10 protein-coding genes and 1 pseudogene are annotated in these 23,135 nt (G+C 72.9%); 6 read left to right on the top strand and 5 right to left on the bottom strand.

All coding sequences use genetic code 11. The annotated features are described in order from the left end of the window. The first annotated feature begins 1 nt into the window (after nt 1). The 5 genes from AB0B29_RS13500 to AB0B29_RS13480 all read left to right on the top strand — a co-directional run bounded on the left by AB0B29_RS13500 (nt 2) and on the right by AB0B29_RS13480 (nt 7,556). Nucleotides 2-718: a thioesterase II family protein gene (locus AB0B29_RS13500; RefSeq protein WP_362238127.1), complete on the top strand. Its 717-nt coding sequence runs from the start codon at nt 2-4 to the stop codon at nt 716-718. Nucleotides 719-744: 26 nt separating this feature from the next. After that, complete coding sequence (locus tag AB0B29_RS13495) at nt 745-1,602, top strand: SDR family oxidoreductase (RefSeq protein WP_362238704.1); 858 nt, start codon at nt 745-747, stop codon at nt 1,600-1,602. After that, nucleotides 1,599-4,451: an amino acid adenylation domain-containing protein gene (locus AB0B29_RS13490; RefSeq protein ID WP_362238124.1), complete on the top strand. Its 2,853-nt coding sequence runs from the start codon at nt 1,599-1,601 to the stop codon at nt 4,449-4,451. Before AB0B29_RS13495 ends, AB0B29_RS13490 begins: the two co-directional genes overlap by 4 nt. After that, nucleotides 4,448-5,665, top strand: coding sequence for an ATP-grasp domain-containing protein (locus AB0B29_RS13485; RefSeq protein ID WP_362238121.1), 1,218 nt, complete (start codon nt 4,448-4,450; stop codon nt 5,663-5,665). The genes AB0B29_RS13490 and AB0B29_RS13485 overlap by 4 nt, the downstream gene beginning before the upstream one ends. Nucleotides 5,666-6,356: 691 nt before the next feature. Next, nucleotides 6,357-7,556, top strand: a complete 1,200-nt coding sequence (locus AB0B29_RS13480) for a threonine aldolase family protein (protein ID WP_362238118.1) — start codon at nt 6,357-6,359, stop codon at nt 7,554-7,556. A 36-nt stretch (nt 7,557-7,592) separates the two neighbouring features. On the opposite strand, the pseudogene AB0B29_RS37760 reads toward AB0B29_RS13480, so the two are convergent. The 3 genes and pseudogenes from AB0B29_RS37760 to AB0B29_RS13470 all read right to left on the bottom strand — a co-directional run. Continuing rightward, a pseudogene (locus AB0B29_RS37760) lies at nt 7,593-7,748 on the bottom strand (SDR family NAD(P)-dependent oxidoreductase); the annotation flags it as partial. After that, on the bottom strand, nt 7,688-8,983 hold the full coding sequence (locus AB0B29_RS13475; protein ID WP_362238114.1) for an amidohydrolase: 1,296 nt from the start codon (nt 8,981-8,983) through the stop codon (nt 7,688-7,690). The pseudogene AB0B29_RS37760 and the gene AB0B29_RS13475, both read right to left, overlap by 61 nt. A gap of 8 nt (nt 8,984-8,991) precedes the next feature. Beyond that, the gene (locus AB0B29_RS13470) at nt 8,992-9,204 is read right to left on the bottom strand and encodes an MbtH family protein (RefSeq protein ID WP_104780493.1); all 213 of its coding nucleotides are present in this window, start codon (nt 9,202-9,204) and stop codon (nt 8,992-8,994) included. A 93-nt stretch (nt 9,205-9,297) separates the two neighbouring features. On the opposite strand from AB0B29_RS13470, the gene AB0B29_RS13465 reads away from it, so the two are divergent. Further along, complete coding sequence (locus AB0B29_RS13465) at nt 9,298-10,404, top strand: alpha/beta hydrolase-fold protein (RefSeq protein ID WP_362238112.1); 1,107 nt, start codon at nt 9,298-9,300, stop codon at nt 10,402-10,404. Nucleotides 10,405-10,506: 102 nt separating this feature from the next. Here AB0B29_RS13465 and AB0B29_RS13460 read toward each other — a convergent pair whose 3' ends face one another. Next, nucleotides 10,507-12,207 (bottom strand): ABC transporter ATP-binding protein, encoded by a 1,701-nt coding sequence (locus AB0B29_RS13460; protein WP_362238109.1) that lies wholly within the window; start codon nt 12,205-12,207, stop codon nt 10,507-10,509. Beyond that, nucleotides 12,197-23,101 (bottom strand): non-ribosomal peptide synthetase, encoded by a 10,905-nt coding sequence (locus tag AB0B29_RS13455; RefSeq protein WP_362238106.1) that lies wholly within the window; start codon nt 23,099-23,101, stop codon nt 12,197-12,199. The genes AB0B29_RS13460 and AB0B29_RS13455 overlap by 11 nt, the downstream gene beginning before the upstream one ends. Between the last annotated feature and the right edge of the window lie 34 nt (nt 23,102-23,135).

The raw sequence follows: 23,135 nt of genomic DNA, 5'->3' as shown, positions 1-23,135 counted from the left end.
CATGCCGCAGATACCCGTCCTGTGCTTCCCGTTCGCCGGCGCCGGCGCCTCGGTGTACCGCCGCTGCCAGGAGTACGGCAGCGACACCGTCCTCATCACCCCCGTCCAGCTCCCGGGCCGTGAGGAGCGCTTCGGCGAGCCGCTGCACACCGACGTCGTCGCCGCCGTCGACGACCTGCTGCCGTCCGTGCTCGACCGGATCGCCGGCAGCCCCGCCGTCGCCCTGTTCGGCCACAGCCTCGGCGCCGTCCTCGCCTACGAGATGGCCCACCGGCTGTGCGCCCTGGGCCGGCCCGAGGTGGTCAAGCTCATCGTCAGCGGCTCGCCCGGCCCCTGGACGCAGCGCCGGACCAGGGCCACCGGCCTCACCGACGAGGCGTTCCTGGCGCAGGTGCGGGAGTTCGCCGGGTACACCCACCCGGCACTGGAGCACCCCGACCTGCGCGAGATGCTCCTGCCGCCGCTGCGCGCCGACGTGGAGATGCACGAGAACTACCGGGCGCCCTCCGGCAAGCCCCTCCCCGTACCGGTCGTCTCCGTGCGGGGCGACCACGACGAACTCGTCTCCCGCGGCGAGGCGGAGGAGTGGGAGGCGGCCACCACGGCCGCGTACCACCACGCCGAGCTGCCCGGCGGGCACATGTACGTGGTGGAGTCGCCCGACGGCCTGATGCGCCTGCTCGACGCCGAGCTGGCCGGACTGGCGGTGCGACGGTGACCGCACCCGCCCCGACGGCACACGACGTGCCGACCGCACCGGCCGGGCGCCCGCCCGGCCGGCTCGCCGGGAGGACCGCCCTGGTCACCGGCGCCGCACGCGGGATCGGCCGGGCGTGCGCGGTGGCGTATGCCCGGGCCGGCGCCGACCTGCTCCTCACCGACATCGGCCGCGACCTGCCCGGGGTGCCCTACCCGCTGGGCACGGCCGACCAGCTGGCCCACACCGCGCTCCTCTGCCGCGAGCAGGGCGCCGGGTCCGTCGTCACCGTGCCGGCCGACGTCCGCGACACCGAGGACGTGCGCGCCGTGGTGGACGCGGCCCTCGACCGGTTCGGCAGGATCGACGTCCTGCTCAACAACGCCGGGATCGCCGCCCCCTCGGGCAAGACCGTGCACGACATCACGCCCGACGAGTGGGACCTGATGCTCGACGTCGACGTCTCCGGCGCCTGGCGGATGATCCGGGCCGTCGGCGGCCCCATGACCCGGCAGCGTTCGGGGAGCATCGTCAACGTCGCCTCGACCGCCGGCCTCGTCGGCTACCGCCACTTCGCCGGGTACGTCACTGCCAAGCACGCGCTGGTCGGCCTCACCAAGGCCGCCGCGCTGGACCTGGCGCCGTTCGGGGTCCGGGTGAACGCCCTGTGCCCCGGCTCGGTGCGCGACGACGAGGCGGCCGAGGGCCGGATGCTCAGCGAGATCGCCCGGTCCCTCGACGTCCCCGTCGAGGAACACGAGCAGACCTTCGTGTCCGCCCAGCCGATGAACCGGCTCATCGAGCCGGACGACGTGGCGGGAGCCGCGCTCTGGCTCGCGTCCGACGAGTCCCGACAGGTGACCGGTTCGACGGTCACCGTGGACGGAGGGTTCACCAGCCGATGACCGACGACCACCTCCACGATCCCTCCGCCGCCGGGCGGCTGTGCCGCGCCGTCGCCCTGCGCGTCCACACCGGCGCCGACCCCGAACGGCTGGGCCGCGACCTGGCGCTGCTCACCGGCACCGCCGCCGCCCGCCTGTGGGTCGAGGACGTGCCCGACGGGGCGGAGTCCCCCGCCGCGGCCCACGCCCGGGAACGCGAGCTGACCCGCCCCACCGACCCGGCCACGGGACCCGGCCTGCGGGCGGTCCTGCTGCGGTACGCCGACGGGGGCGCCGACCTCGTCGTCGTCGCCCACCGGGCGGTGCCGGCGGACCCGTACGAACTGGCCCGCGCCCTGCTGGACCCGGCCGCCCGGCCCACCGTCCCGGTCGCCGAGCCGCACGGCGCCGCCGGGCGGCTCGGCGAGCAGGTGGCCCTGCTCGACCGGGCACCCGCCCCCGACTGGGGCCTCGGCGAACCCGGCGCGGCCGGCGCCGGCAGCCGCTCCTTCACCCTGCCGGTCCACGGCGACGCCCCGGCGGCCGTCACGGCCGCGGCGGCGCTCGGCCTCGTCCTGGCGCGCTGCGCCGGCGGCCCCGACGTCGAACTGGGCACCGGCCCCGGGCACAGCATCACGTTCACCGCCGACCCCACCGCCACGGTCGGGGAGTACCTGGAGCGGGTACGGCACGCGGAACCGGCGGCGCCCCTCGCCCCCGCGGCCGGCCTGTACGTCACCGAGCCCGCCGAGGTGCTCACCGGCGAGGGCCTCAAGGCCGAGGTCATCGAGGACCGGCCGTTCCTCGCACCGCTCCACCCGCTGTCGGTGCACGTGGCGGACGACGGCTCCACCGTCCTGTCCGGTGTGTGCCACCACCGGCGCTCCGCCTTCGGCGACTTGGCCGTCGAGTGGTTCACCGGCATGCTGGTCACCGCCCACCGGGGCCTGGTCACCGCACGGCCGGACACGCCGCTGGCCGACATCCCGCTCTTCGACGACGAACAGCGGCAGCGCCTGGCCGTCCTGGGCGGCCTGGGACGCGCACCCGCCGCATCCGAGGCGGCCGGCGAACGCATCGAGCGGACCGTGCGGTCCTGGGCCGAACGGACCCCGGACGCGACGGCCCTCACCTTCGATGGCGAGGAACTGACCTACCGTCAACTCGACGAGCGGGCCGGGCGGGTCGCCGGCGCGCTGCGCACGCTCGGCGTCGCACCGGCGGACCGGGTGGGCGTCTGCCTGGACCGCACGGCCGACCTCGTGGTGATCCTGCTCGGGGTGCTCAAGGCGGGTGCGGCGTACGTCCCGATGGACCCCGCCTACCCGGCCGACCGGCTGGCGTACATGACCGACGACGCGGAACTGTCCCTGGTCGTCACCGAGTCCGAGGCGTTTCCCGCCGCGGAGGGCGTGCGGACGGTCCACCCCGGCGCCCTCGCCGCTGCGGACCCGGACGAGCAGACGCCGGCGCCCGGACCACTCTCCGCCGACGCCGCCGCCTACGTGATCTACACGTCCGGCTCCACCGGCCGCCCCAAGGGCGTCGTCGTCCCGCACCGCAACGTGGCGGCCCTCATGGACGCCACCCGCGCGGACTTCGGGCTCGGCGGCCGGGACGTGTGGACCCTCTTCCACTCCAGTGCCTTCGACTTCTCCGTCTGGGAGATCTGGGGCTGCCTGACGACCGGCGGCCGGCTCGTCGTCGTGCCCTACTGGGCGTCCCGGGACCCGGAGCGGTTCGCCCGGCTGCTGGGCGAGGAACGAGTGACCGTCCTCAGTCAGACCCCGAGCGCGTTCGCCCAGCTGATGGAGGCCGACCGGGCCGAGCCGGTGACGGACTCGGTGCGCCTGGTCGTCTTCGGCGGCGAACCGCTGGACACCCGCCCGCTGCTGTCCTGGCTCGACCGGCACCCGGCGTCGCGGTGCCGGCTGGTCAACATGTTCGGCATCACCGAGACCACCGTGCACGTCACCGCCCAGACCGTCACCCGCCGCGAGGCGCTGACCGGTTCGCGGTCCGTCGGGCGCCCGCTGCCCGGCTGGCACCTCTACGTCCTCGACCCCGAGGGCCGTGAGCTGCCCCCGGGCGTCGCCGGCGAGATCCACGTCGGCGGGGCCGGAGTGGCCGGCCAGTACCTGAACCGGCCCGAACTCACCGCGCAGCGCTTCGTCCCCGACCCGTACGCCCCCGGGCTCATGTACCGCAGCGGCGACCGGGGCCGGCTCCTGCCCGACGGCAGGCTGGAGCACCTGGGGCGCCTCGACAACCAGGTGAAGCTGCGCGGCTTCCGCATCGAGCTGGACGAGATCCGCGCCCGGCTGCTGGACGCGCCCGGTGTCGCGGCGGCCGCCGTGGTGCTGCGGCAGAAGCCGGGCGACGCGGCCGGCGCGCGGCTGGACGCCTATGTGGTGCTCCGCGGCGGGGACGGGGGCCAGGGCCCGGACGGCGCGGCGCCCGCGGCCGGCACCGAGGAGGTGCGGCGCCACGCGGCACGGTTCCTGCCCGAGCACATGGTCCCGTCGACGGTCACCGCACTGCCCGCGCTCCCGCTCACCCCCAACGGCAAGATCGACACGTCCCGGCTGCCGGAGCCCCTCGCCGGCGTGCGGAGCACACCGGCCGCTGCGGACGAGGAGGCCGGCGACCTGGAGACCCGGCTGCGCGGCGTGTGGGAGAAGGTCTTCGGGTTCCGCGTCGGACCGGACGACGACTTCTTCACCCTCGGCGGCAACTCGCTGCTCGCCGTACGGTTGCTGGCTGCGCTCCGCGAGGCCCGCATGCCCGTCTTCCCCCTGCCGCAGCTCTACCTGCACCGCACGGTACGCACCCTGGCAGCCCACCTCGCCGGGGCGGAGGCACGCGCATGAGGAGAACACTCGCCCTCGTCGGCGCCGGCTCGCAGATCTACCGGGAGTACCTGCTGCGCTCGGTGGCCGGGGAGTACGACGTCCACCTGCTCGCCGACCGCGCGCCCACCTGGGAGGCGCCGTACGTCACGGGGCACACCGTCCTCGACACCGGCGACCCGGCCGCGCTGGCGGCCGCCGCCCGCGGCCTGGGCTGTGCCGGGGTCATCACCTGGGACGACACACGGGTCGTGCAGACCGCCGAACTGGCCCGGCTGCTCGGCCTCCCGGGCAGCCCGCCCGAGGCCGTGCTGCGGTGCCGCGACAAGCGCGCCACCCGCGAGGCGCTCCGCGCGGCAGGGGTGCCGCAGGCCGAGTCGGTGCCCGTCACCTCGCTCCCGCAGGCCCGCGCCGCCGCCGCGCGGGTGGGCTACCCGCTGGTGCTCAAACCCCGTGCGCTGAACGCCAGTACGGGCGTGGTGAAGGTGGAGTCCGCCCACCTGCTGGCCGGCCGGTTCCGGCTGGCCCGCGCGGCGACCGCGCCCGGCGCCGTGGAGGTGGCCCCCGGGGACGTCCTGGTCGAGGAGTACCTCGACGGCCCCGAGATCAGTGTCGACGCGGCATGGTACGAGGGCCGGATGTCCCTGGCCTTCGTGGCCCGCAAGGACTGCGGTTACCCGCCGTACTTCGAGGAGGTCGGCCACCTCGTCGACGGCCGCGACCCGCTGATGGAAGATCCGCGCGTACGGGACGTGGTGGCCGGTGCGCACCGGGCCGTCGGCTTCACCACCGGGTGGACCCACACCGAACTGCGGCTGACCGCCGCCGGCCCCAAGGTCGTGGAGATCAACGCCCGGATCGGCGGCGACCGCATCCCGGACATCGGCCGGCTCGCCCTCGGTGTCGACGCCGCGCTCGTCGCCGCCCGAGTGGCCTGCGGCGACGAGCCCGACATCCGCCCCGACCGGCACCGCGTGTCGGCCGTCCGCTTCCACTATCCGGAAGCGGACTGCATCGCCCGCCATGTGTCGATCGACCGCGCGGCGCTGCCCCCCGGGGTGGAATCCGCCCTGGCGGTCGCCCTCCCCGGCCAGGAGCTGCGGCTGCCGCCGCACGGCCATGTCGCCGGCCGCTACGCCCTGGTCACCATCGTCGGCGACACCCGCGAGGGGTGCCTGGCCGACCTCGACAAGGCCGCACCCGCGATCGGTCTGGAGGTGCTGCGCCCCCTGTGACGCAGGGCGGCCACCCGACTTGCCCGGTGGCCGCCTCGGCCGCGCACAGGGCCGACGACAGTAGGGGGGGATACCCGCGGCCGGGCGGGTGAGTTGACCGACCAGCAGCAGCGTGCCCAACTCCGTGGCCGGATCGAGGGCGTCACGGTGGGCGCGGAAGCGAACGCGGACACCGTCCACGGCGAGCCGGCCTCGATCCGCTCCCGGTCCGTGTGGGCGGCGGCGCCGTCGTTGATGCTGGAGCCGGCCAGCTGCCCGAGAAGGAGGATTCTCCCTGCTGGTCAGCGCTCACCCATAACGCCGGCCGCCACAGCCTCCACTGTCCACCTGTTCCTTCCGGGAGACGAACAGGCGCCGACCGTGCGTGATTCCGCAGAATGTGCGGCAGAGGTACGCTCTTGCAGACAAATTTGCGGTCTTCATTGACTGAGACGAAGGGGCCCGGATAGAAAGATCACGGCCAGGATCGGCATCACGAGTCCGGTCCGTACAGCTGCACTCCGGGGACTTCGCTTTGCCGCACACAGATGCACTCCGTCCTGCCCGCGCCCTCGTGGTCGAAGCCGCCCTCCGCAGGGGCCACCCCGATCGGCGTCGCGGCATGGGACCTGTCCGGCCGGAGCGGACCGGCCCGCGCCCGTCCGGATCACAGGTGTCACATCCGTCCGACCGAAACGAGTAGGCGAGCACCATGACCGTACAGCGACGACACGACCCGGACGAGCGCGGCTTCGCCAGCGACAACTACGCGGGTGCGCACCCCGAGATCCTCGCGGCGATCGCCCTGGCCAACGGCGGCCACCAGGTCAGCTACGGCGCCGACGTCTACACCGAGCGCCTCCAGGAAGTGGTGCGCGGCCACTTCGGCCCCACCGCGCACACGTACCCGGTCTTCAACGGCACCGGCGCGAACGTGGTCGCCCTGCAGACCATGCTCGACCGCTGGGACGCGGTGATCTGCGCCGAATCGGCCCACATCAACGTCGACGAGGGCGGGGCACCCGAGAAGGTCGCCGGGATCAAGCTCCTGACGGTGCCGGCTTGGGACGGCAAGCTCACCCCTGAGCTGATCGACCGTCAGGCATGGGGCTTCGAGGACGAGCACCGGGCCCGGCCCAGGGTCGTGTCCATCGCGCAGTCCACCGAGCTCGGCACCTGCTACACGCCGGACGAGATCCGTGCGATCTGCGACCACGCGCACGGCCTCGGCATGCTCGTCTATCTGGACGGTGCCCGGCTCGCCAACGCCGCCGCCACCCTCGGCGTGTCCCTGCGCGAGATGACCACCGACGTCGGCGTGGACGTCCTCTCGCTCGGCGGCACCAAGAACGGGCTGCTCTTCGGCGAGGCGGTGATCGTGCTCAACGAGGACGCGGTGCGCGGCATGGCCCACCTGCGCAAGACGAGCATGCAGCTGGGCTCCAAGATGCGTTTCATGTCGGTGCAGTTCGAGGCGCTGCTCGGCGGCGACCTGTGGTTGCGCTCGGCGGCCCGCTCCAACGCGATGACCCGGCGGCTGTACGAGGCGGTGCGCGAACTGCCGGGCCTGGAGATCGCCCGCCCGGTGCAGGCCAACCAGATCTTCGCCGTCCTGCCGCCGGCCGTCACCGAGCGTCTCCAGAAGCGTTTCCGCTTCTACACCTGGGACGAGCAGGCCGGCGAGGTCCGCTGGATGACCTCTTTCGACACCACCGAGGGCGACGTGGACGCGTTCGCGGCGGCGATTGCCGAGGAGCTGGCGGCGGAGCGAGGCCAAGGAGGGGCGGGCGCGCTGAGCGTGGACGAGCGCGAGGAACTGGTGCGACTGCGCCGTAAGGTCCGCGAAATGGAAGAGACGATCGAGGCGCTGGGGAAAGAGCCTGCCCTCCCCTCGAACCGCAAGACGAAGTAGCCGGCGGCGGAAGCCTGAGAGGTCGGACGAGCGCAATCACCAGGGCATCTCACCGTGACGGTCGCGGAAGACGCCGGTGGGTCCCTCCGCTCCGATGGTGGCGAGTTCGACGATCGCGTCGGTCCCCTCGGTCACTGTCTGCGGGCCGCTGTGCCCGTTGAAGTCGGTCGCCGTGCAGCCCGGGTCGGCCGCGCGTGATCCGGTCGGCGGGACGGTGCGTCCCGAAGACACCCGCGTTGTTGATCAGGACGTCGATGCCGCCCTCGTGAGCTCCGATGTCGTGCCGGGCGGCCTGCCACGTACGGCTCCACCACCTCGATGTCACCGATGCGCGAGGTGTCGACGCGCCGGGGATCGTGGGCAAGGACGACCAGGTCGGCGTGTTTGCCCGGGGTCAGGCTGCCCAGGCGGTCCCCCCAGTGGCAGGCACGGGCGACGGTGTACGCGTGCAGCGCCTGGGCGACGGTGTAAGCGTGCAGCGCCTGGTCGACGGTGACGGCCTCGTCCGGGCCGATGCGCCGGCCGGAGGCGGAGGCGCGTTCGACCATGAACTGGACGGCGCGCAAGGGTGATCCGTCGGCGACCGGCCCCTCGGAGCTGCCCACGAGCGGGACGCCGTGGTCGAGGAACGCCTTCCCCCGGTACAGCCAGGGTGCCCGGGTCTCGCCCATGATCGAGGCGTAGTCGTCACCGAAGCTGCGCAGGAAGTTGGGCTGGACGACCGCGCTGACGCCCAGTCGCGCGAAACGCGGGAGCTGGTCGGGCCGGATCAGGCCGGCGTGTTCGATGCGGTGACGGGCCTGGGGGCGGGGTCGCAGACGCCGGGCGCGTTCGAGGGCGTCCAGGGCCACGTCGGCCGCGCGGTCGCCGATCGCGTGCACGGCGAGCTGCCAGCCGGCGAGGTGGCCGTGCACGATCAGGTTCGTGAGGACCTCCGGGTCGTCCTGCAGCTGCCCGGCGTGGTCGAGCCCTTCGTACGGGCTGGTCAGCGCGGCCGTGCGGGCCATCATGCCGCCGTCGGTCCACACCTTCAGCGCGCCCAGGCAGAGCCGGTCGTCGCCGAATCCGGTGCGCAGGCCGAGGTCGAGGGCGCGCGGGATGCCGTCGGTCTCGTGCGCGGAGACCGGGCGCAGCAGGTCCGCCGCCACCATGAGCTGCACGCGCAGCGGCAACAGGTCCTTGTCGCGGGCGAGTTGGTAGGCGCCGAGTTCGACGGGGCCGTGGCCGAAGAGGGCGCCGCCGATGCCTGCTTCTGCGCAGGCGGTGACCGTGGCGCCCCGCAGGTCGACGACCTCCCGGGCGGGCAGGGAGGTCGCCGCCTCGTCGAGGCCCACGATCCGGCCCTGCCAGATGCCCAGGTCATGAGCGACCGAATGGTCCGGATCCATGGTGAGGAAACGGGCGTTGGTCAGCCTGGTGCACAGCATCGGCGGGATCAGGCGTCCTGGGACGCGGCGAGGGACGTGGGACGCAGATCCGTCCAGTGGGTCTCCACGTACTCCAGGCAGGCCTCGCGGGTGTTCTCGGCGAAGGCGATCGTCCATCCCCCGGGCACCTCGGCGAAGGACGGCCAGAGGGAGTGCTGCCCCTCGTCGTTGACCAGGACCAGGAACCGGCCTTCGTTGTCGTCGAAGGGGTTGGTGCTCATGCGCGCTGCCTCCTCGGAGGGCCAAGATTAGGTTAGGCTCGCCTAATTGACGGAGCTTAGCCTTTGGTCCTTCCCTCTCACAAGGAGACGTTCATGCCTGTGGCCGCGGCCGACGGTCAGGACGCGTTCGCCGGGTTCGGGCTGCCGGGCGCGCCCGGCGGTCCCGCGTTCTGGGCCGCTGTGGGGGCGCCCCCATCGTTGCCCGCCGAGGGCGGCGGTTGGGTGACCCTGTTCCTGTGGCGCGGGTCGTCGCCGGTGACCGTCGAGTTCGAGAGCTGGTCGGACCCGGTCGCCCTGCGCCGCTGGCAGGACACCGACTGCTGGTACGCAGGGGTACGCATGCCCGAGCGGCTGCGGGTGACGTACCGCTTCGTGGCGGGGGGCGTCTTCCATGCCGATCCGTTCAACCCGGCCGGCGCGGGCGGGGACCGGTCCATCGCCGCGACGCCGGACGCCCCGGCGCAGCCGCACTGGCCCGTCGTCGGGGCCGATGCGGTGCTGCCTGTGCCGCGGGCGCGGGTTCGCTGGGCGAGTGAGCGGCTGGGCGGGCGGCGTACGGTGCGGGTGCATCCGGCGGGGGGCGGCGGGCCGGTGGTGCTGCTGCTCGACGGGGACGACTGGCTGTATCTGCATCCGGCCGTGACCGCGTTCGACTCGGCCGTGGCGGCGGGTGAGGTGCCGCCGGTCACGCTGGTCTTCCTGCCGGCGAAGGACCGGGTCGCCGAGTTCACGTGCCGGCCGGAGCTGTGGGAGGCGGTACGGGACGAACTGCTGCCGCTGCTGGCGGAGTCGGGGGTACCGGCCGACCCGGGGCGGCTGGTGGTCGCGGGGCAGAGTCTCGGGGGGCTGAGTGCGGTGTACGCGGCGCTGGAGTTTCCCGAGTTGGTGTCGCGGGTGGCCTGTCAGTCGGGGTCGTTCTGGTGGACGCCGGGTGCGTCGAGGTCAGCCGATCCCTTGGGCGGGCCCGTCGGTGGCGCGATGGCCGAGCGACTGCGGGAGGGTGTGGACCTGTCAGGGCTGCGGGTCGCGTTCGATGTCGGGGAGCATGAGGACCGGATGCTGCCGCATTGTGAGGTGACCGAGCGGCTGGTGGAGCGGGCCGGGGCGAGCGTGCGGGTGTCGCGGTCGGCGTCGGGGCATGATCGTGCCGGGTGGCGTCATGCGCTGGTCAGGGATGTCGGCTGGGTTCTCGGTTCGTAGTCGGGTGCGGGGCGGTGGGGGCCGGACGCGCCCCGCGGCGGAGCTGCACATTGACACAGCCCCGCGCCCTTGGGGGCGATTCCCCCGAGCCCCTCTCAATCGTCACCGTGCGACCGCCTGGCAGTAGTCCTGGTCTCTCGCCAGCAGGTTGCGGTGGGTGTCCTCCACGGCGATGACTCCGTCGTCCAGGACCAGGACCCGGTCCGCCGCGTCCAGGAACGCCGGGCTGCTGGTGATCACGATCGTCGTGCGGCCCCGGCGCAGTTTCGCCACGTTGCGGGCGATGAGCTGTTCGGTGACCGCGTCCACCGCCGTCGTCGGGTCGTGCAGGACGAGGACGTCCGTGTCGGCGGCCAGGGCCCGGGCCAGGGAGAGGCGTTGGCGCTGGCCGCCGGAGAGGTTGGCGCCCCGGTCGCGGACGCCGTGGTCGAGTCCCTCGCGGTGCAGGGCGACGACATCGGTCAGCATCGAGGCCTCGACGGCGTCGGGGACGGTCCGGCTCGTGCCCGACGGGTCGATGTTGGTGCGGAGCGTGCCCGCGAAGATCTCCCCGTCGTACGGGTTGACCAGCAGGTGCTCACGGACCGCCTCGACGGAGAGGTCCGCCAGTTCCCGGCCGCCGATCCGTACCGTCCCCTCGTACGCCGTGGGCGGGACACGCACCGCCAGGACCGCGGCGAGGTCGGCCGCCGCGCGGGGCTGGTAGGGGGCGATGGCCACGAACTCACCTGCCTTGACCCGGAACTTGAGGTCGGTCAACATGCCGTGTTGGACGCGGTCGACCTCGAGGTCGCCGCCCGGCGACGGGCTTGCGGAGCCCGGCGTCATGACCGGCGGGGCCGACAGCACCAGAGCCATCCGCTCGGCCGACGCGCGCGCGATCATCACGTACTTGGGCATCTCGGAGAACAGCTTGAGCGGCTCCATGATGAACTGCGCCAGGCCCACCGCCATGACGAGTTCGCCGATGCTGATGCGGCCCTCGAACGCCAGCCAACCCGCCATCAGGGTCACCGCGCCGGCGAGGACCGCGTTGAGGGCCAGGGCGGTACCCGCGTAGGCACCGTTCACCTTGGCGACGGTGATCGACTGGTGCTTCGCCTCGGTGCTGACCTTCCGGTAGGACCGGAACGCCGCGTGGTTGCCGCCGAAGCCGTGCAGCGGGCGCAGGCCGGTGATCAGGTCGGCGACCTTCGCACCCGCCCGCGCCACGCTCGCCTGCTGCTCCTGGGTGCTGCTGCCGATCCGCTTCGACATCACGCTGAGGACCGACAGGATGGCGACCGTGCCCACGATCACCAGCAGGCCGAGCCGGATGTCGGCCAGGCCCAGTGCCACCGCCGCGACCAGCACCGCCACCAGCGAGCTGATCAGCAGCGGCACCACCTCGATGATGTCCGCGGTCTGGTCCGCGTCCTCGGTGGCGATGGTCAGCACCTCGCCGGACTTGAGGTCGACGTCCCGGGCCACGGGCTGCAGGCCGCAGGCCGCGACCTTCACCCGCCAGCGGTGCGCCTCGGTCGTGTTGGCCTTCTGCAGGATCCGCATGCCGAACCGCCACGACAGCGAGACCGTCGTGATGATCACGGCCAGCGCGCCGATCGACAGGGCGAGCGCCTGGAGGCTGCGGCCGTCCCGCATCGCGTGCTCGACGATCAGGCCGAGCGCGATGGGAAAGGCCGTTTCCCCGGCCTGGTAGAGGCCCATGAGGAGGGTGCCCCAGGCCATGGCGCCGATGTTGCGGCGCAGGGCGGTCCGCAGGATGGCGGCCCCTCGGCGGGGCCGCTGCGTGTCAGTTGTCATCGAGGTGGCGGGCAATCGCTTCCGGGGTGCGCAGGGTGAACAGATCACGGATGGTGATCACGGGACCGTACTCGCGGCGGAGCAGCCCGACGAGCCGTACCGCCAGCATGGAGTGTCCTCCGAGGGACACGAAGTCGCTCACCGCGCTCACCTCGTCGTCGTCAAGATCCAGTGCCTCGGCGAAGTACTCGCACACCACGGTCTCGGTCCCGGTCCGCGGGGCCCGCTCCCCCGCCGTGGTCAGCGCGCCCAGCGGCTTGGCCTCGGGCAGTGCCCTGGTGTCGGCCTTGCCGTTCACCGTCAGCGGGATGCCGTCGACCTGCGCGTAGTGGGTGGGCCGCAGGAAGTCAGGCAGTGCGGCGCACACTTCGGCGGCGACGGTCGCGAGCTCCGCCCCCTCCAGCACCAGGTAGGCGGCCAGCCGGTGGGCGCCGTCGACCTGGGGGTCGGGCTGGGCGACCGCCGCGACGAACCGCACCGCCGGGTGCGCCGCGAACACCGCCTCGACCTCGCCGAGTTCGACCCGGTGGCCGCGGATCTTGACCTGCTGGTCGGTGCGGCCCAGGTACATCAGGTTGCCGTCCGGCCGGCGGACCACCAGGTCGCCGGTGCGGTACATGCGCTCGCCCGGTTCGCCGAACGGGCAGGCCACGAAGCGGTGCGCGGTCTGGGCGGGCTGTCCGAGGTAGCCGCGTGCGATGCCGACGCCGGACACGTACAGCTCGCCGGGCACCCCGTCCGGCAGCGGCCGCAGCCAGGGGTCCAGGACGTACACGTCCGTGTTGTCGATGGCGACGCCCACCACCGGGTCCGGGCAGTCGAAGGTGCCGACGCCGAGGGTGTTGATGGTGTACTCGGTGGGCCCGTACAGGTTGTAGCCGACCGTCCCCTCGGTCTCGGCGAGCCGCTGCCACAGGGTCGGGGTGACGGCCTCGCCGCCGAGCAGCACCAGCGCGGGCCGCCGTCCCGGCTGGTCGAGCAGGCCCTCGGCCACCAGTTGTTGCGCATAGGTCGGGGTCACGTTGACGACGTCGATGCCGTGCTCCAGGCAGTACTCCACCAGCCGGGGCGCGTCCCGCCGCAACTCCTCGTCGCAGATGTGGACTTCATGGCCGTCGGCGAGCCACAGCAGTTCCTCCCACGACATGTCGAACGCGAACGACACGGTGTGGGCGATCTTGAAGATCCGGTGGCCGTGCTCGGCCAGCACCGGCTCGAAGATCCGGCGCTGGTGGTTGATCAGCATGTTGGTGAGCCCGGCGTACTCGGTCACCACGCCCTTGGGCTTCCCGGTGGAGCCGGAGGTGTAGATCGTGTACGCGGGGTGGCGCAGGCGGTCGGGGTCGTCCGGCGCGAACGTCACATACGGCTCGGCCTCGGGCAGCGGCCGGTCCAGTTCGATCAGCTCGCCGGTCAGCCGGGGTGAGACGGCACTCAGGGTGAGGGTGACGTCCGGGCGGGCGTCGTCGACGATGGCTGCGATCCGCTCGTCCGGGTGGTCCAGCTCCAGCGGCACGTACGCGGCGCCGACCCGCAGGACGGCGAACAGCGCCGCGATCCAGTCGGGGGAGCGCGGGATCGCGAGGCCCACGGTCCGCTCCGGGCCGATGCCCCGCGCGGCGAGCACGCCCGCCAGGGCCCGGCTGCGGTCGCGGAGTTCGGCGAACGTCGTCGTCGAGCCGTGGGCGACGAGCGCCACGCGCCCCGGGTCGCGGTCCGCCGCCTGGTCGAAACGGTCGACGACGGTGTCCGTGCCGACGTCGGTACGTACGGCCGGCTCGGGCACCGGGCCCAGACCCCGCAGCGCGCCGACCGGCCCGGTGGCACGGGCCAGGTCTTCGAGCAGGTCCAGGTAGCCGTCGAGGAGACGGCGGGCGTTGCCGGTGTCCCCGTCGCGGTACTCGAGCTTGACGGTGAGCCGCTCCCCCGGTGTGACGACCCAGGTGAACGGATAGTGGGTGGAGTCGTCGGCCGTGACCGAGGTGATGCCGTGCCGGGCGTTCATCTCGGCGAACGCGTCCATGTCCAGGAAGTTCTGCAGCACGAACAGGTTGTCGAACAGAGTGTCGTGCCCGCTGGCCCGCTGGATCTCGCCGAGCCCCAGGTGCTCGTGCTCCATCGCCTCGACCCGGGCCGCCTGGACGGCCGACAGGTAGGCGCGGACCGACTGCTCGGGGCGGGCCCGGGTCCACAGGGGCACGGTGTTGAGCAGCACGCCGACGATGCCGGAGCGCCCCTCGCCCTCACGGCCGGAGACGGTCACGCCGAACACGGCGTCGCTGCGGCCGGTGTGGGCACCGAGCAGCAGGCCGAACGCGCCGGTCAGCACCGAGTTCAGGGTGACGCCGTGCACGCGGGCCGCCTCGCGCACCAGCTCGGACTGTTCGGCCGACAGCGTGTGCACGAGGGCCTTCGGCAGGTCGTCCGAGAAGGCCGGTGCGGGCCCGGCGAGCAGGGTGGGGCCGGGCAGGGCGGCCAGCCGGTCCGCCCAGAAGCGTTCCGACGCGGCGGAGTCCTGGGCGGCGAGCGCCCGGGCGTACTCCTCGAAGCTCGGTGTGGCGGGGGCCGGGTCGAGCGGCTCACCCGCGAGGACGGCGCGGTAGGCGTCGAAGAGGTCCCGCAGGACGATCTCCCGGGACCAGCCGTCCCACAGCAGCAGGTGGTAGCTGAGCAGCAGGCCGTCCCGGTCGCCGGGCAGGTGCACGACCGTCAGCCGGATCAGCGGCGGCTCGCCCGGGTCGAACCCGGTGTCGCGGTCCTGGGCGCGCAGGGCGTCGATCTCCGCGTCCGTCGCCAGGTCGACCGTACGGACGTCGACGCGCCGGCCGGTCTTGAGGACCTGCACCGGGCTTCCGTCGTCGTCGGTGGCGAAGCCGGCACCGACGACCGGGTGCCGCGCGATCACGTGGGCCATCGCCTCCGCCAGAGCGCCGGTGTCCAGGCGACGGTCGAAGGTGAACCAGTTCTGTGCGACGTAGTGTCCGGCCGAGCCCGCCAGCTGGGCCTGGAAGTACAGGCCACGCTGGAGCGGGGTGACCGGGGCGGTGCGCTCGGCCGTCGTCGCGGCGTCCGCGACGTGCTGCAGCGCGCTGCGCCAGTGCTCGGTGATCTCGTCGGGGACGCCCTCGGCGAGAACGAACTCGGCGAGCAGGCTGCCGGTGGCCTCGTCGGCCCACGCGTTGACCTCGACGGCGTAGGGGCTGCCCTGGTCGCCGCCGGTGAGGTGCAGGGCCTGGGACTCGCTGCCCCGCCCGAGGTAGTTGAACAGCACCTGCGGGCGGGCGGTGAGCAGCGGGGCCGTCTGCGGGTTGAGGTACCTGAGCCGGCCGTAGGCGACGTGCCCGTCCTCGTCGGGCTGACGCTCGACGACCTCGCGCGCGGCGGCGACGGGATCGGTGTGCGGGGTGAGCCGCACGGGTGCGATGGAGGTGAACCAGCCGACGGTACGGGTGTAGTCGTGCTGTTCGAGGGCCGGGACACGGCCGTGCCGTTCCAGGTCGACGGCGAGATCGGTGGGCGACGGCTGGATGCCGGTCAGCGCGGTGCGCAGGGCTCCGCAGAGCAGCTCGGTGAGGCCGATGCCGAGTGCGGCGGGGGCGGTGCGGGTGAGGATGTCGCTCACGTCGGGTGCGAGTACGACCGTGGTCTTGCGCAAGTGGCCCGGGGCGCTCAGCAGTTCGGGCGCGCGGAGTGTCGTGACCCAGCGGTCGAGGTCATGAGTGTCCTGAGCCGACCGGAGCGTCAGGGCTTCGGCGTACTCGGCGTAGGAGGTGGTCGGCGGGGCGAGGGGCTCGCCGCGCAGGGCCGTGGCCAGGTCGTCGAGCAGGATCAGCCAGGAGACCGCGTCGACGGCGAGGTGGTGGACGGTGACGACGAGGGTCCTGCTCGGCTCCAGCCACGCGAACGCGATCACCTCGCCCGACTCGGGGTCGAGTTGCCCCGCGGCCTCGTTCGCGACGGCTGCCGCGTCGGTGGTGTCCGGGCGTACGGCGGTGATCTCGCGGGCGGGTTCCGTGCGGAGGGTCCACACGCCGTGGGCGGTGTCGACGCGCAGCCGGAGGGTGGGGTGGGCGGCGACCACGGCGTTCGCCGCGCGTACGGCGTCCGGGTAGCCGGTGCCTTCGGGGGCCTGCAGTGTCCTGGCCTGGGCGAAGCGGGTGAGGGAGCCGCCGAGTTCGCGTTGGCGGAGGATGATCGGGGTGGGAGGCAGTGGGCCGTCTTCGCGGTGCGTGGTCTCCGCGGTGGCCTGCGGAGCGCGCGTTCGCAGGTTTTCGGCCAGTGCGCCGGGGGTTCTCAGCAGGAAGACGTCCCTCGGGGTGAGGGGCAGGCCGAGTGTGCGTGCCCTGTTCACGACCGTGATGGCGATGATGCTGTCGCCTCCGGCGCGGAAGAAGTCGGTTTCGGCCGTTACGTCGGTGCCGGGCAGCACCTCGGTGAAGATCTCGGTGAGTGCGGCTACCGCGGTGGCTTCTTCTGCGGGTGCGTTGTGGCTGGTCGCGCAGTTCCCCGCGCCCCTGACGGGGCGCTCTGCCAAGGCCCTTCGATCCAGCTTGCCGTTGATCGTCAATGGCAGGGCGTCGATCGTCAGGAACCGGCCCGGGACCATGTGCATGGGAAGCCTCGACGACAGACGGGCGGTGAGGTCGGTCGGCACGGTGCCCACCACGTGCGCCACCAGGTGATCGCCGCTGTCCGCCACCGTCACCGCCACGTCGGTCACGCCGTCCAGGGCCCTGATCGCCGACTCCACCTCCCCCAACTCGATGCGGAATCCCTTCAGTTGCACTTGGTCGTCCGCGCGGCCGGTGAAGACCAGTTCGCCGTCGAGGGTGCGGACGGCGAGGTCGCCCGTGTGGTACATGCGGGAGCCGTCGGCCGTGAACGGGTTCGCGACGAAGCGGCCCGCGGTGAGGCCGGGGCGGCCCAGGTAGCCGAGGGACACCTGGTCGCCGGCGACGTAGATGGCCCCCTCGCGGCCCGGCGGCACCGGGCGGAGCCGGTCGTCGAGGAGGTGGGTGACCAGGCCGGGGATCGGGCCGCCGATGGGGCTGACGTCCTTTCCGGGGGCGAAGTCCTCGTCGGTGAGCACTCGGTGGGTGACGTGGACGGTGGTCTCGGTGATGCCGTACATGTTGACCAGCTCGGGGGCCGTCGTGCCGTGCCGCTCGACCCAGCCGCGCAGCCGCCCGAGGTCCAGTGCCTCGCCGCCGAAGACGATCCGGCGCAGTGCGGGCAGCGGTTCGCCGGTGAGCCGGTCGGCCTCGATGAACTGGTAGAAGGCCGAGGGGGTCTGGTTGAGGACGGTGACGCCGCGCTCGCGGACCAGCCGGTGGAAGTCGACCGGGGAGCGGGTCAGGCCGTACTCGGGCACCAGCAGCTCACCGCCGTGGGCCAGCGCGCCCCACAGCTCCCAGACCGCGAAGTCGAAGGAGAAGGAGTGGAACTGGACCCACACGTCGTCGGGGCCGAAGTCCATGGCGGGTCGGGTGTGGGCGAGCAGCGTCACCACGCTGGAGTGCGGGACGACGACGCCCTTGGGGCGGCCCGTGGATCCGGAGGTGTAGATCACGTAGGCGGGGGTGTGCCAGTCGGGCTCGAGGGCCGGCACCGTGCGGGGGGCCGGGGGCTCTTCGCCCTGGACCAGTACCCGGGCCGGCACCCCCGCGCGGGCCAGGAGCCGCCTGAAGCGCTCGTGCTGGTCGCGGTCCACGAGGACGACCTGGGGGGCCGCGTCGGCCAGGATGTACTCCAGCCGCTCGTCCGGGTACGCCAGGTCGAGGGGGACGTAAGCACCGCCCGCCGTGACGATCGCGACGAGGGCGACGACCTGCTCCAGGGAGCGGGGGACGGCGACGGCGACCCGGCCGCCCGGGCCGACCCCTGCCGCGCGCAGGGCGCCGGCCAGGTCGTCTCTGGCGTCGGACAGTTCGCCGTAGGTAAGCGAGCGGGTGGCGCCGTCGAGGCCGCACTGGGTGACGGCCGTGGCCGCCGGGTCGCGGCGGGCCGCGGTGTCGAACAGTGCGCCCAGGGTGGTCGGGGTGACGGGGGCGGGGAGTCGTTCGGCTCCCGCCGCCAGGTCGTCCACCGGGGTGTCAGGGTGCGCGAGCAGGCCGGTCAGGGTCCTGCTGAAGGTGCGCAGGATCGAACGGGCGGTCGTCGCGCGCAGCAGTTCACCGTCGTAGATGAGGTTGAAGCGCGGACGGCCGTCGTGGGCGCGCTCGATCACGAGGGTCAGCGGGTAGTGCGGAGCGCCCTCGTTGACCAGGTCGGTGATGGTCAGCGTGTCGCCCGGGCGCCGGAGCGAGGTCACGTCGGTGGCCACGTCGAACACCACGAGCGTGTCGAAGAGCGCACCGGCACCGGCCAGGCGGCCGATGCGCGCCAGGGAGACGTGCTGGTGCGGCAGGACCGTGCTCTGGTGGTCGCGCACCGAGGTGAGCAGGTCGGCGGCGGTGGCCCCGGGGGCCCAACGGGCGCGTACGGGGATCGTGTTGATGAAGAGGCCCACCATGTCGCCGATGCCGGGCACCTCGGCGTCACGGCCGGAGACCGTGGAGCCGAACACGACGTCCCGGCCCTGGAGGATGCCGCCCAGGGTGACGGCCCAGGCGCTGTGCACGGCGACGCTCAGGGGCACGCCGGCCTCGCGGGCGGCGGCGTCGAGGTCGCCCTCGGGTGCCATGACCGTCTCGGCGAACCGGTCGGAGGGCGTGTGCCCCTCGGCGATCATGGACGGGCCGGGCAGCTCTGCGAGTTCCCCGCGCCAGACGCGGTCGCTCTCGTCGGCGTCGCGTCCGGCGAGCCAGCGCACGTAGTCGGCGAAGCCGCCCAGCGGGTGGACGGTGCCCGGGGCGTGGTACTCGCGGAGCAGCGCGCGGAGCATGGGCGGCACGGACCAGCCGTCGGCGATGATGTGGTGCACGGTCTGCACCAGGACGTTCCGGCCGGAGCCGGCGCGGATGAGCGTGTAGCGCATGAGGGGGCCGGTGGCCAGGTCGAATCCGGTGCGGCGGTCCCGTTCGGCGAGGTCGCGTATCTCCTCGGCCGTGATGCCGGGGCGGTCCAGCGTGGTGAAGGGGGCGGCGGCTCCGCTCTCCAGGACGGACACCACGCGGCCGTCGGCGAGGGCCGCGAAGCGGGCGGCGAGGTTCGGGAACAGGGTGAGCAGCCGGGTGGCCGCCGACGCGAGCCGGTCGGCGTCCACCTCGCCCTCGAGGGTGAGCAGTTGCTGCTCGACGTAGGCGCCCGCGGAGTCGTCGTCGAAGACCGAGTGGAAGTAGAGGCCTTCCTGGAGCGGGGTCAGCGGCAGGATGTCCCGCAGGTCCGGGCCGTCCAGGGCGTCGACGTCGGCCTGTGTGAGCGGTACGAGGGGGAAGTCGCTGGGCGAGTGGCCGCCCTCGTCGAGTGCGGCGAGTCCGGTCAGGGCCGTGCGGAAGTGGTCGGCGAGTGTCGTGATGTCGGCGTCGGTGAACAGTCCGTCGGGCCAGGAGATGGTGGTGACGAGTTCGTAGGCGCCGGAGGCGGCGGGTTCGGCGATCGCGTTGAACTCCAGGGCGCGCGGCAGGCGCATCCGCGGATCGCGCTTCTCGCCCAACTGCCCTGTCGTGCACGCAAGTTGCCAGTCTTCGGGGGCGCCGGCGGCGAAGCGGCCGAGGTAGTTGAAGAGCACCTGGGGGGCGGGGGCGTCGAACTCGCTGTGGGTGAGGTAGCGCAGGGCGCCGTAGGAGATGCCGTTGTCCGGTACCCGGGCGAGGTCCTCCTTGACCGCCTTCAGGGCGGCGGTCAGGTACGCGGGGGTGGTGAGGTCGGCTGCCGTGCCGGGGTCCACGGTGACCGGGAAGAGGGTGGTGAACCAGCCGACGGTCCGGGACAGGTCCGGCTCGAATCCGGCGGAGCCCGCCACGAACTGCCCTTCGCGGCCGTGTCCTTCGAGCTCGATGTGGGCGAAGGTCTGGTCCTGGCCGAGGTCGCGGCGCCTGCGGGCGAGGGCGACGGCGAGCGCGGTGAGCAGGACGTCGTTGACGCCGGCGTGGAACTTCGCGGGGAGGTCGCCCAGCAGTGCGGCCGTGAGGTCGGGGCCCACCGTGACGGTGTGAAGGCGTTCGCCGGCGACGGTGTCCGTGCCGGACAGGGCGCGGCGGGCCAGGGGCAGGTCCTCGCCGGGCAGGGGGCGCAGGAAGGAGGAGCTGTCGGCGTCGAATGCGGCGCGTTCCAGGAGTTGGGTCCAGCGCCGGAACGACGTTCCCACCGGCGGGAGTTCGATGGGCCGGCCCGAGCTGAACTGCCGCCAGGCGGTGGCCAGGTCCTCCATCAGGATGCGCCAGGAGACGCCGTCGACGACCACGTGGTGGGCGACGAGGACGAGTTGGCGTGCCTCGGGGCGCCAGACGGCCCGGAGCATCACGCCGTTCGCCGGGTCCAGCCCGGCCGTGGCGAGGGCGATGCACTCGTCGAGCGGCCGGTCGCTGCGCTGCGCTGCGGGCTCGGCGCGGTCCGCGTCGGGGATGTCGAAGCTCCAGCGGCTGCCGCGCACCAGCTTGGCGCGGAGCATGTCGTGCCGGGCCACGAGCGCGGTGAGGATCGTGTCGAGGGTGTCGGCGGTCAGGTCCGCGGGGGTGTTCAGGACGACCGACTGGACGAAGCCGTCGACGGCGTCCGTGGTCTCGCCGAGCCACTGCACGATGGGTGAGCCCACGACGGTGCCGGTGGCGACATCGGCGTGGTCCACGGCGGAGACGTCCTCGCGGCTCGCGACGGCGGCCAGCGCGCCCACCGTGCCGTGGGTGAAGATCTGCCGTGCCGTGACGTGCAGGCCCTGCTCGCGCAGCGCGCTCAGGAGCGAGATCGCGAGGATGCTGTCGCCGCCGAGCTGGAAGAAGTCCTGGTCGACGCCGACCTCTTCGAGCCGCAGCACCTCCGCGACCGCGGCGCACACCGTCCGTTCGTCGTCGGTGGTGGGGCGGGCGAGCGTACTGGTCCCGATCGTGGGCTCGGGCAGCGCGTTGCGGTCGAGCTTGCCGTTGGCGGTGAGCGGGAACTCCGTCATCACCACGATGTGGGCGGGCACCATGTACTCGACCATGTGCGCGCCGGCCCAGGCTTTGACCTCTCCGGCGTGCAGGTCCTCGCTGCCGGCGGCGGGTATGACGTAGCCGACGAGGTAGGTGCCGCCGGCCGTGTTCTTCTTCGCGACGACGCAGGTGTGCCGGACCCGGGGGTGCTCGGCGAGGCCGGCCTCGACGTCCTCGATCTCCAGCCGCATGCCGCGGATCTTGATCTGGTTGTCGGCGCGGCCGAGGAAGTCCAGCGATCCGTCGGGGGCGAAGCGGGCGAGGTCGCCGGTGCGGTAGAGGCGGGAGCCGTCGTTCGCGAAGGGGTTGGCGACGAAGCGGGAGGCGGTCAGGCCGGGCGCGCCCACGTAGCCCCGGCCCAGGAGGAAGCCGCCGACGTAGAGTTCGCCGCCGACGCCGACGGGGACGGGGCGCAGTTCGTCGTCCAGGACGTAGAGCTGGGTGTTGGGGTTGGCCTTGCCGATGGACGTCGACAGGCGTTCCGCGGCGCCCCGGTAGATGACGTGGGAGACGCCGATGGTCGTCTCGGCGGGGCCGTAACCGTGGTACATGGGGATGGTGCCGAGCTTGGTGCGGAAGCGCTCGTACAGCTCGGGGGTGAGGACCTCGCCGCCGCACCACACGTGCCGCAGGCTGTCCAGGCGGCCGGAGTCGCCGGCCATCTCCAGCAGGACGTCCAGCATGGACGACACCAGGTACGTGAAGGTGACGCGCTGTTCGGCGATGACGCTCAGCAGGTGGTGCGGGTCGCGTTCGCCGCCGGGCCGCAGGACGACGAGGCGGCCGCCGGAGACGAGCGGCAGGAAGATCTCGTTGATGGAGATGTCGAAGGACAGCGGCGCCTTGAACAGGGAGGCGTCGTCGTGGCCGAAGCCCAGGATCTCGTTCACCTGCCACAGCAGGCGCTCGCTGATCGCCTCGTGCCGGATCATCGCGCCCTTGGGTCGCCCGGTCGAACCGGACGTGAAGATCACATAGGCCAGTGCGTCACCGAGGACGGTGACGTCGGGCCGCTCCACCGGGTAGGAGCCGTACCGCCAGTCGTCCAGGTCGACGGCCACGGCGTCCGGTTCGGCCGGGTCGTGCTCGCCGGAGGCGTTGAGCTGGACGACGACCCGGGCGTCCTCGATAACGACGGCGCGGCGCGCGGCGGGCCACTGCGGATCGAGCGGTACGAAGGCGCAGCCGGCCTGGAGCACGGCGAGCAGCCCGACGACCATGTCGGCGGAGCGGGGCAGGGAGATGCCGACGACCTGTTCGGAGCCGAGTCCGCGGGTGAGCAGATGGTTGGCCAGCTGGGCCGCGTGTTCGGCGGTTTCACGGTAGGTCAGCGACCGGTGCTCGTCGACGACGGCCACGGCGTCCGGTCGTGCGCTCGCCTGCCGGTGGAACATCTCGACGACGGTGGGGCGGTCCCGGTCGGCCCGGTTGTCGTTCCACTCGGCCAGGGTCCGGAGTCTGGCCGCCACGCTGGACGGGCCGATGGTGCCCAGCGGCCGGTCCGGGAAGTCGGCCAGGTCGTCCAGGGCGAGCTGTGCGTCCTCGGGGGTGACGTCCTCGGGGACGATGATGCCGCGGCCGTCCGCGGAGACGGCCCAACCGCGGGGCGCCGTCCCGCCGTTGCCGACCCAGCCGAGGACGTCGGCGAAGAGCGTGCCGGGCGTGAGGTCGATGCCGTCGGGGCTGTCGCCCGTCGCCCAGTAGGACAGGCCGATGGCGCAGGCCTCGGTGATGGTCCGGTCGGGGTGGTCGCCGATCCGCCGGCGCACAGCGGCAAGGCGCGTGGGAGACAGCAGTACGAGACGAGCACGCGATTCCATCATCGAAGACTCAGCGTCCCTTCCAGAATGTGGAGTT

Origin of the sequence: Streptomyces tibetensis, assembly GCF_040647715.1 — a bacterium.
GTDB lineage: Bacteria > Actinomycetota > Actinomycetes > Streptomycetales > Streptomycetaceae > Streptomyces > Streptomyces tibetensis_A.
Note: the sequence above shows the minus strand (reverse complement) of the source record. Positions and strands in the feature narration are given on the sequence as shown.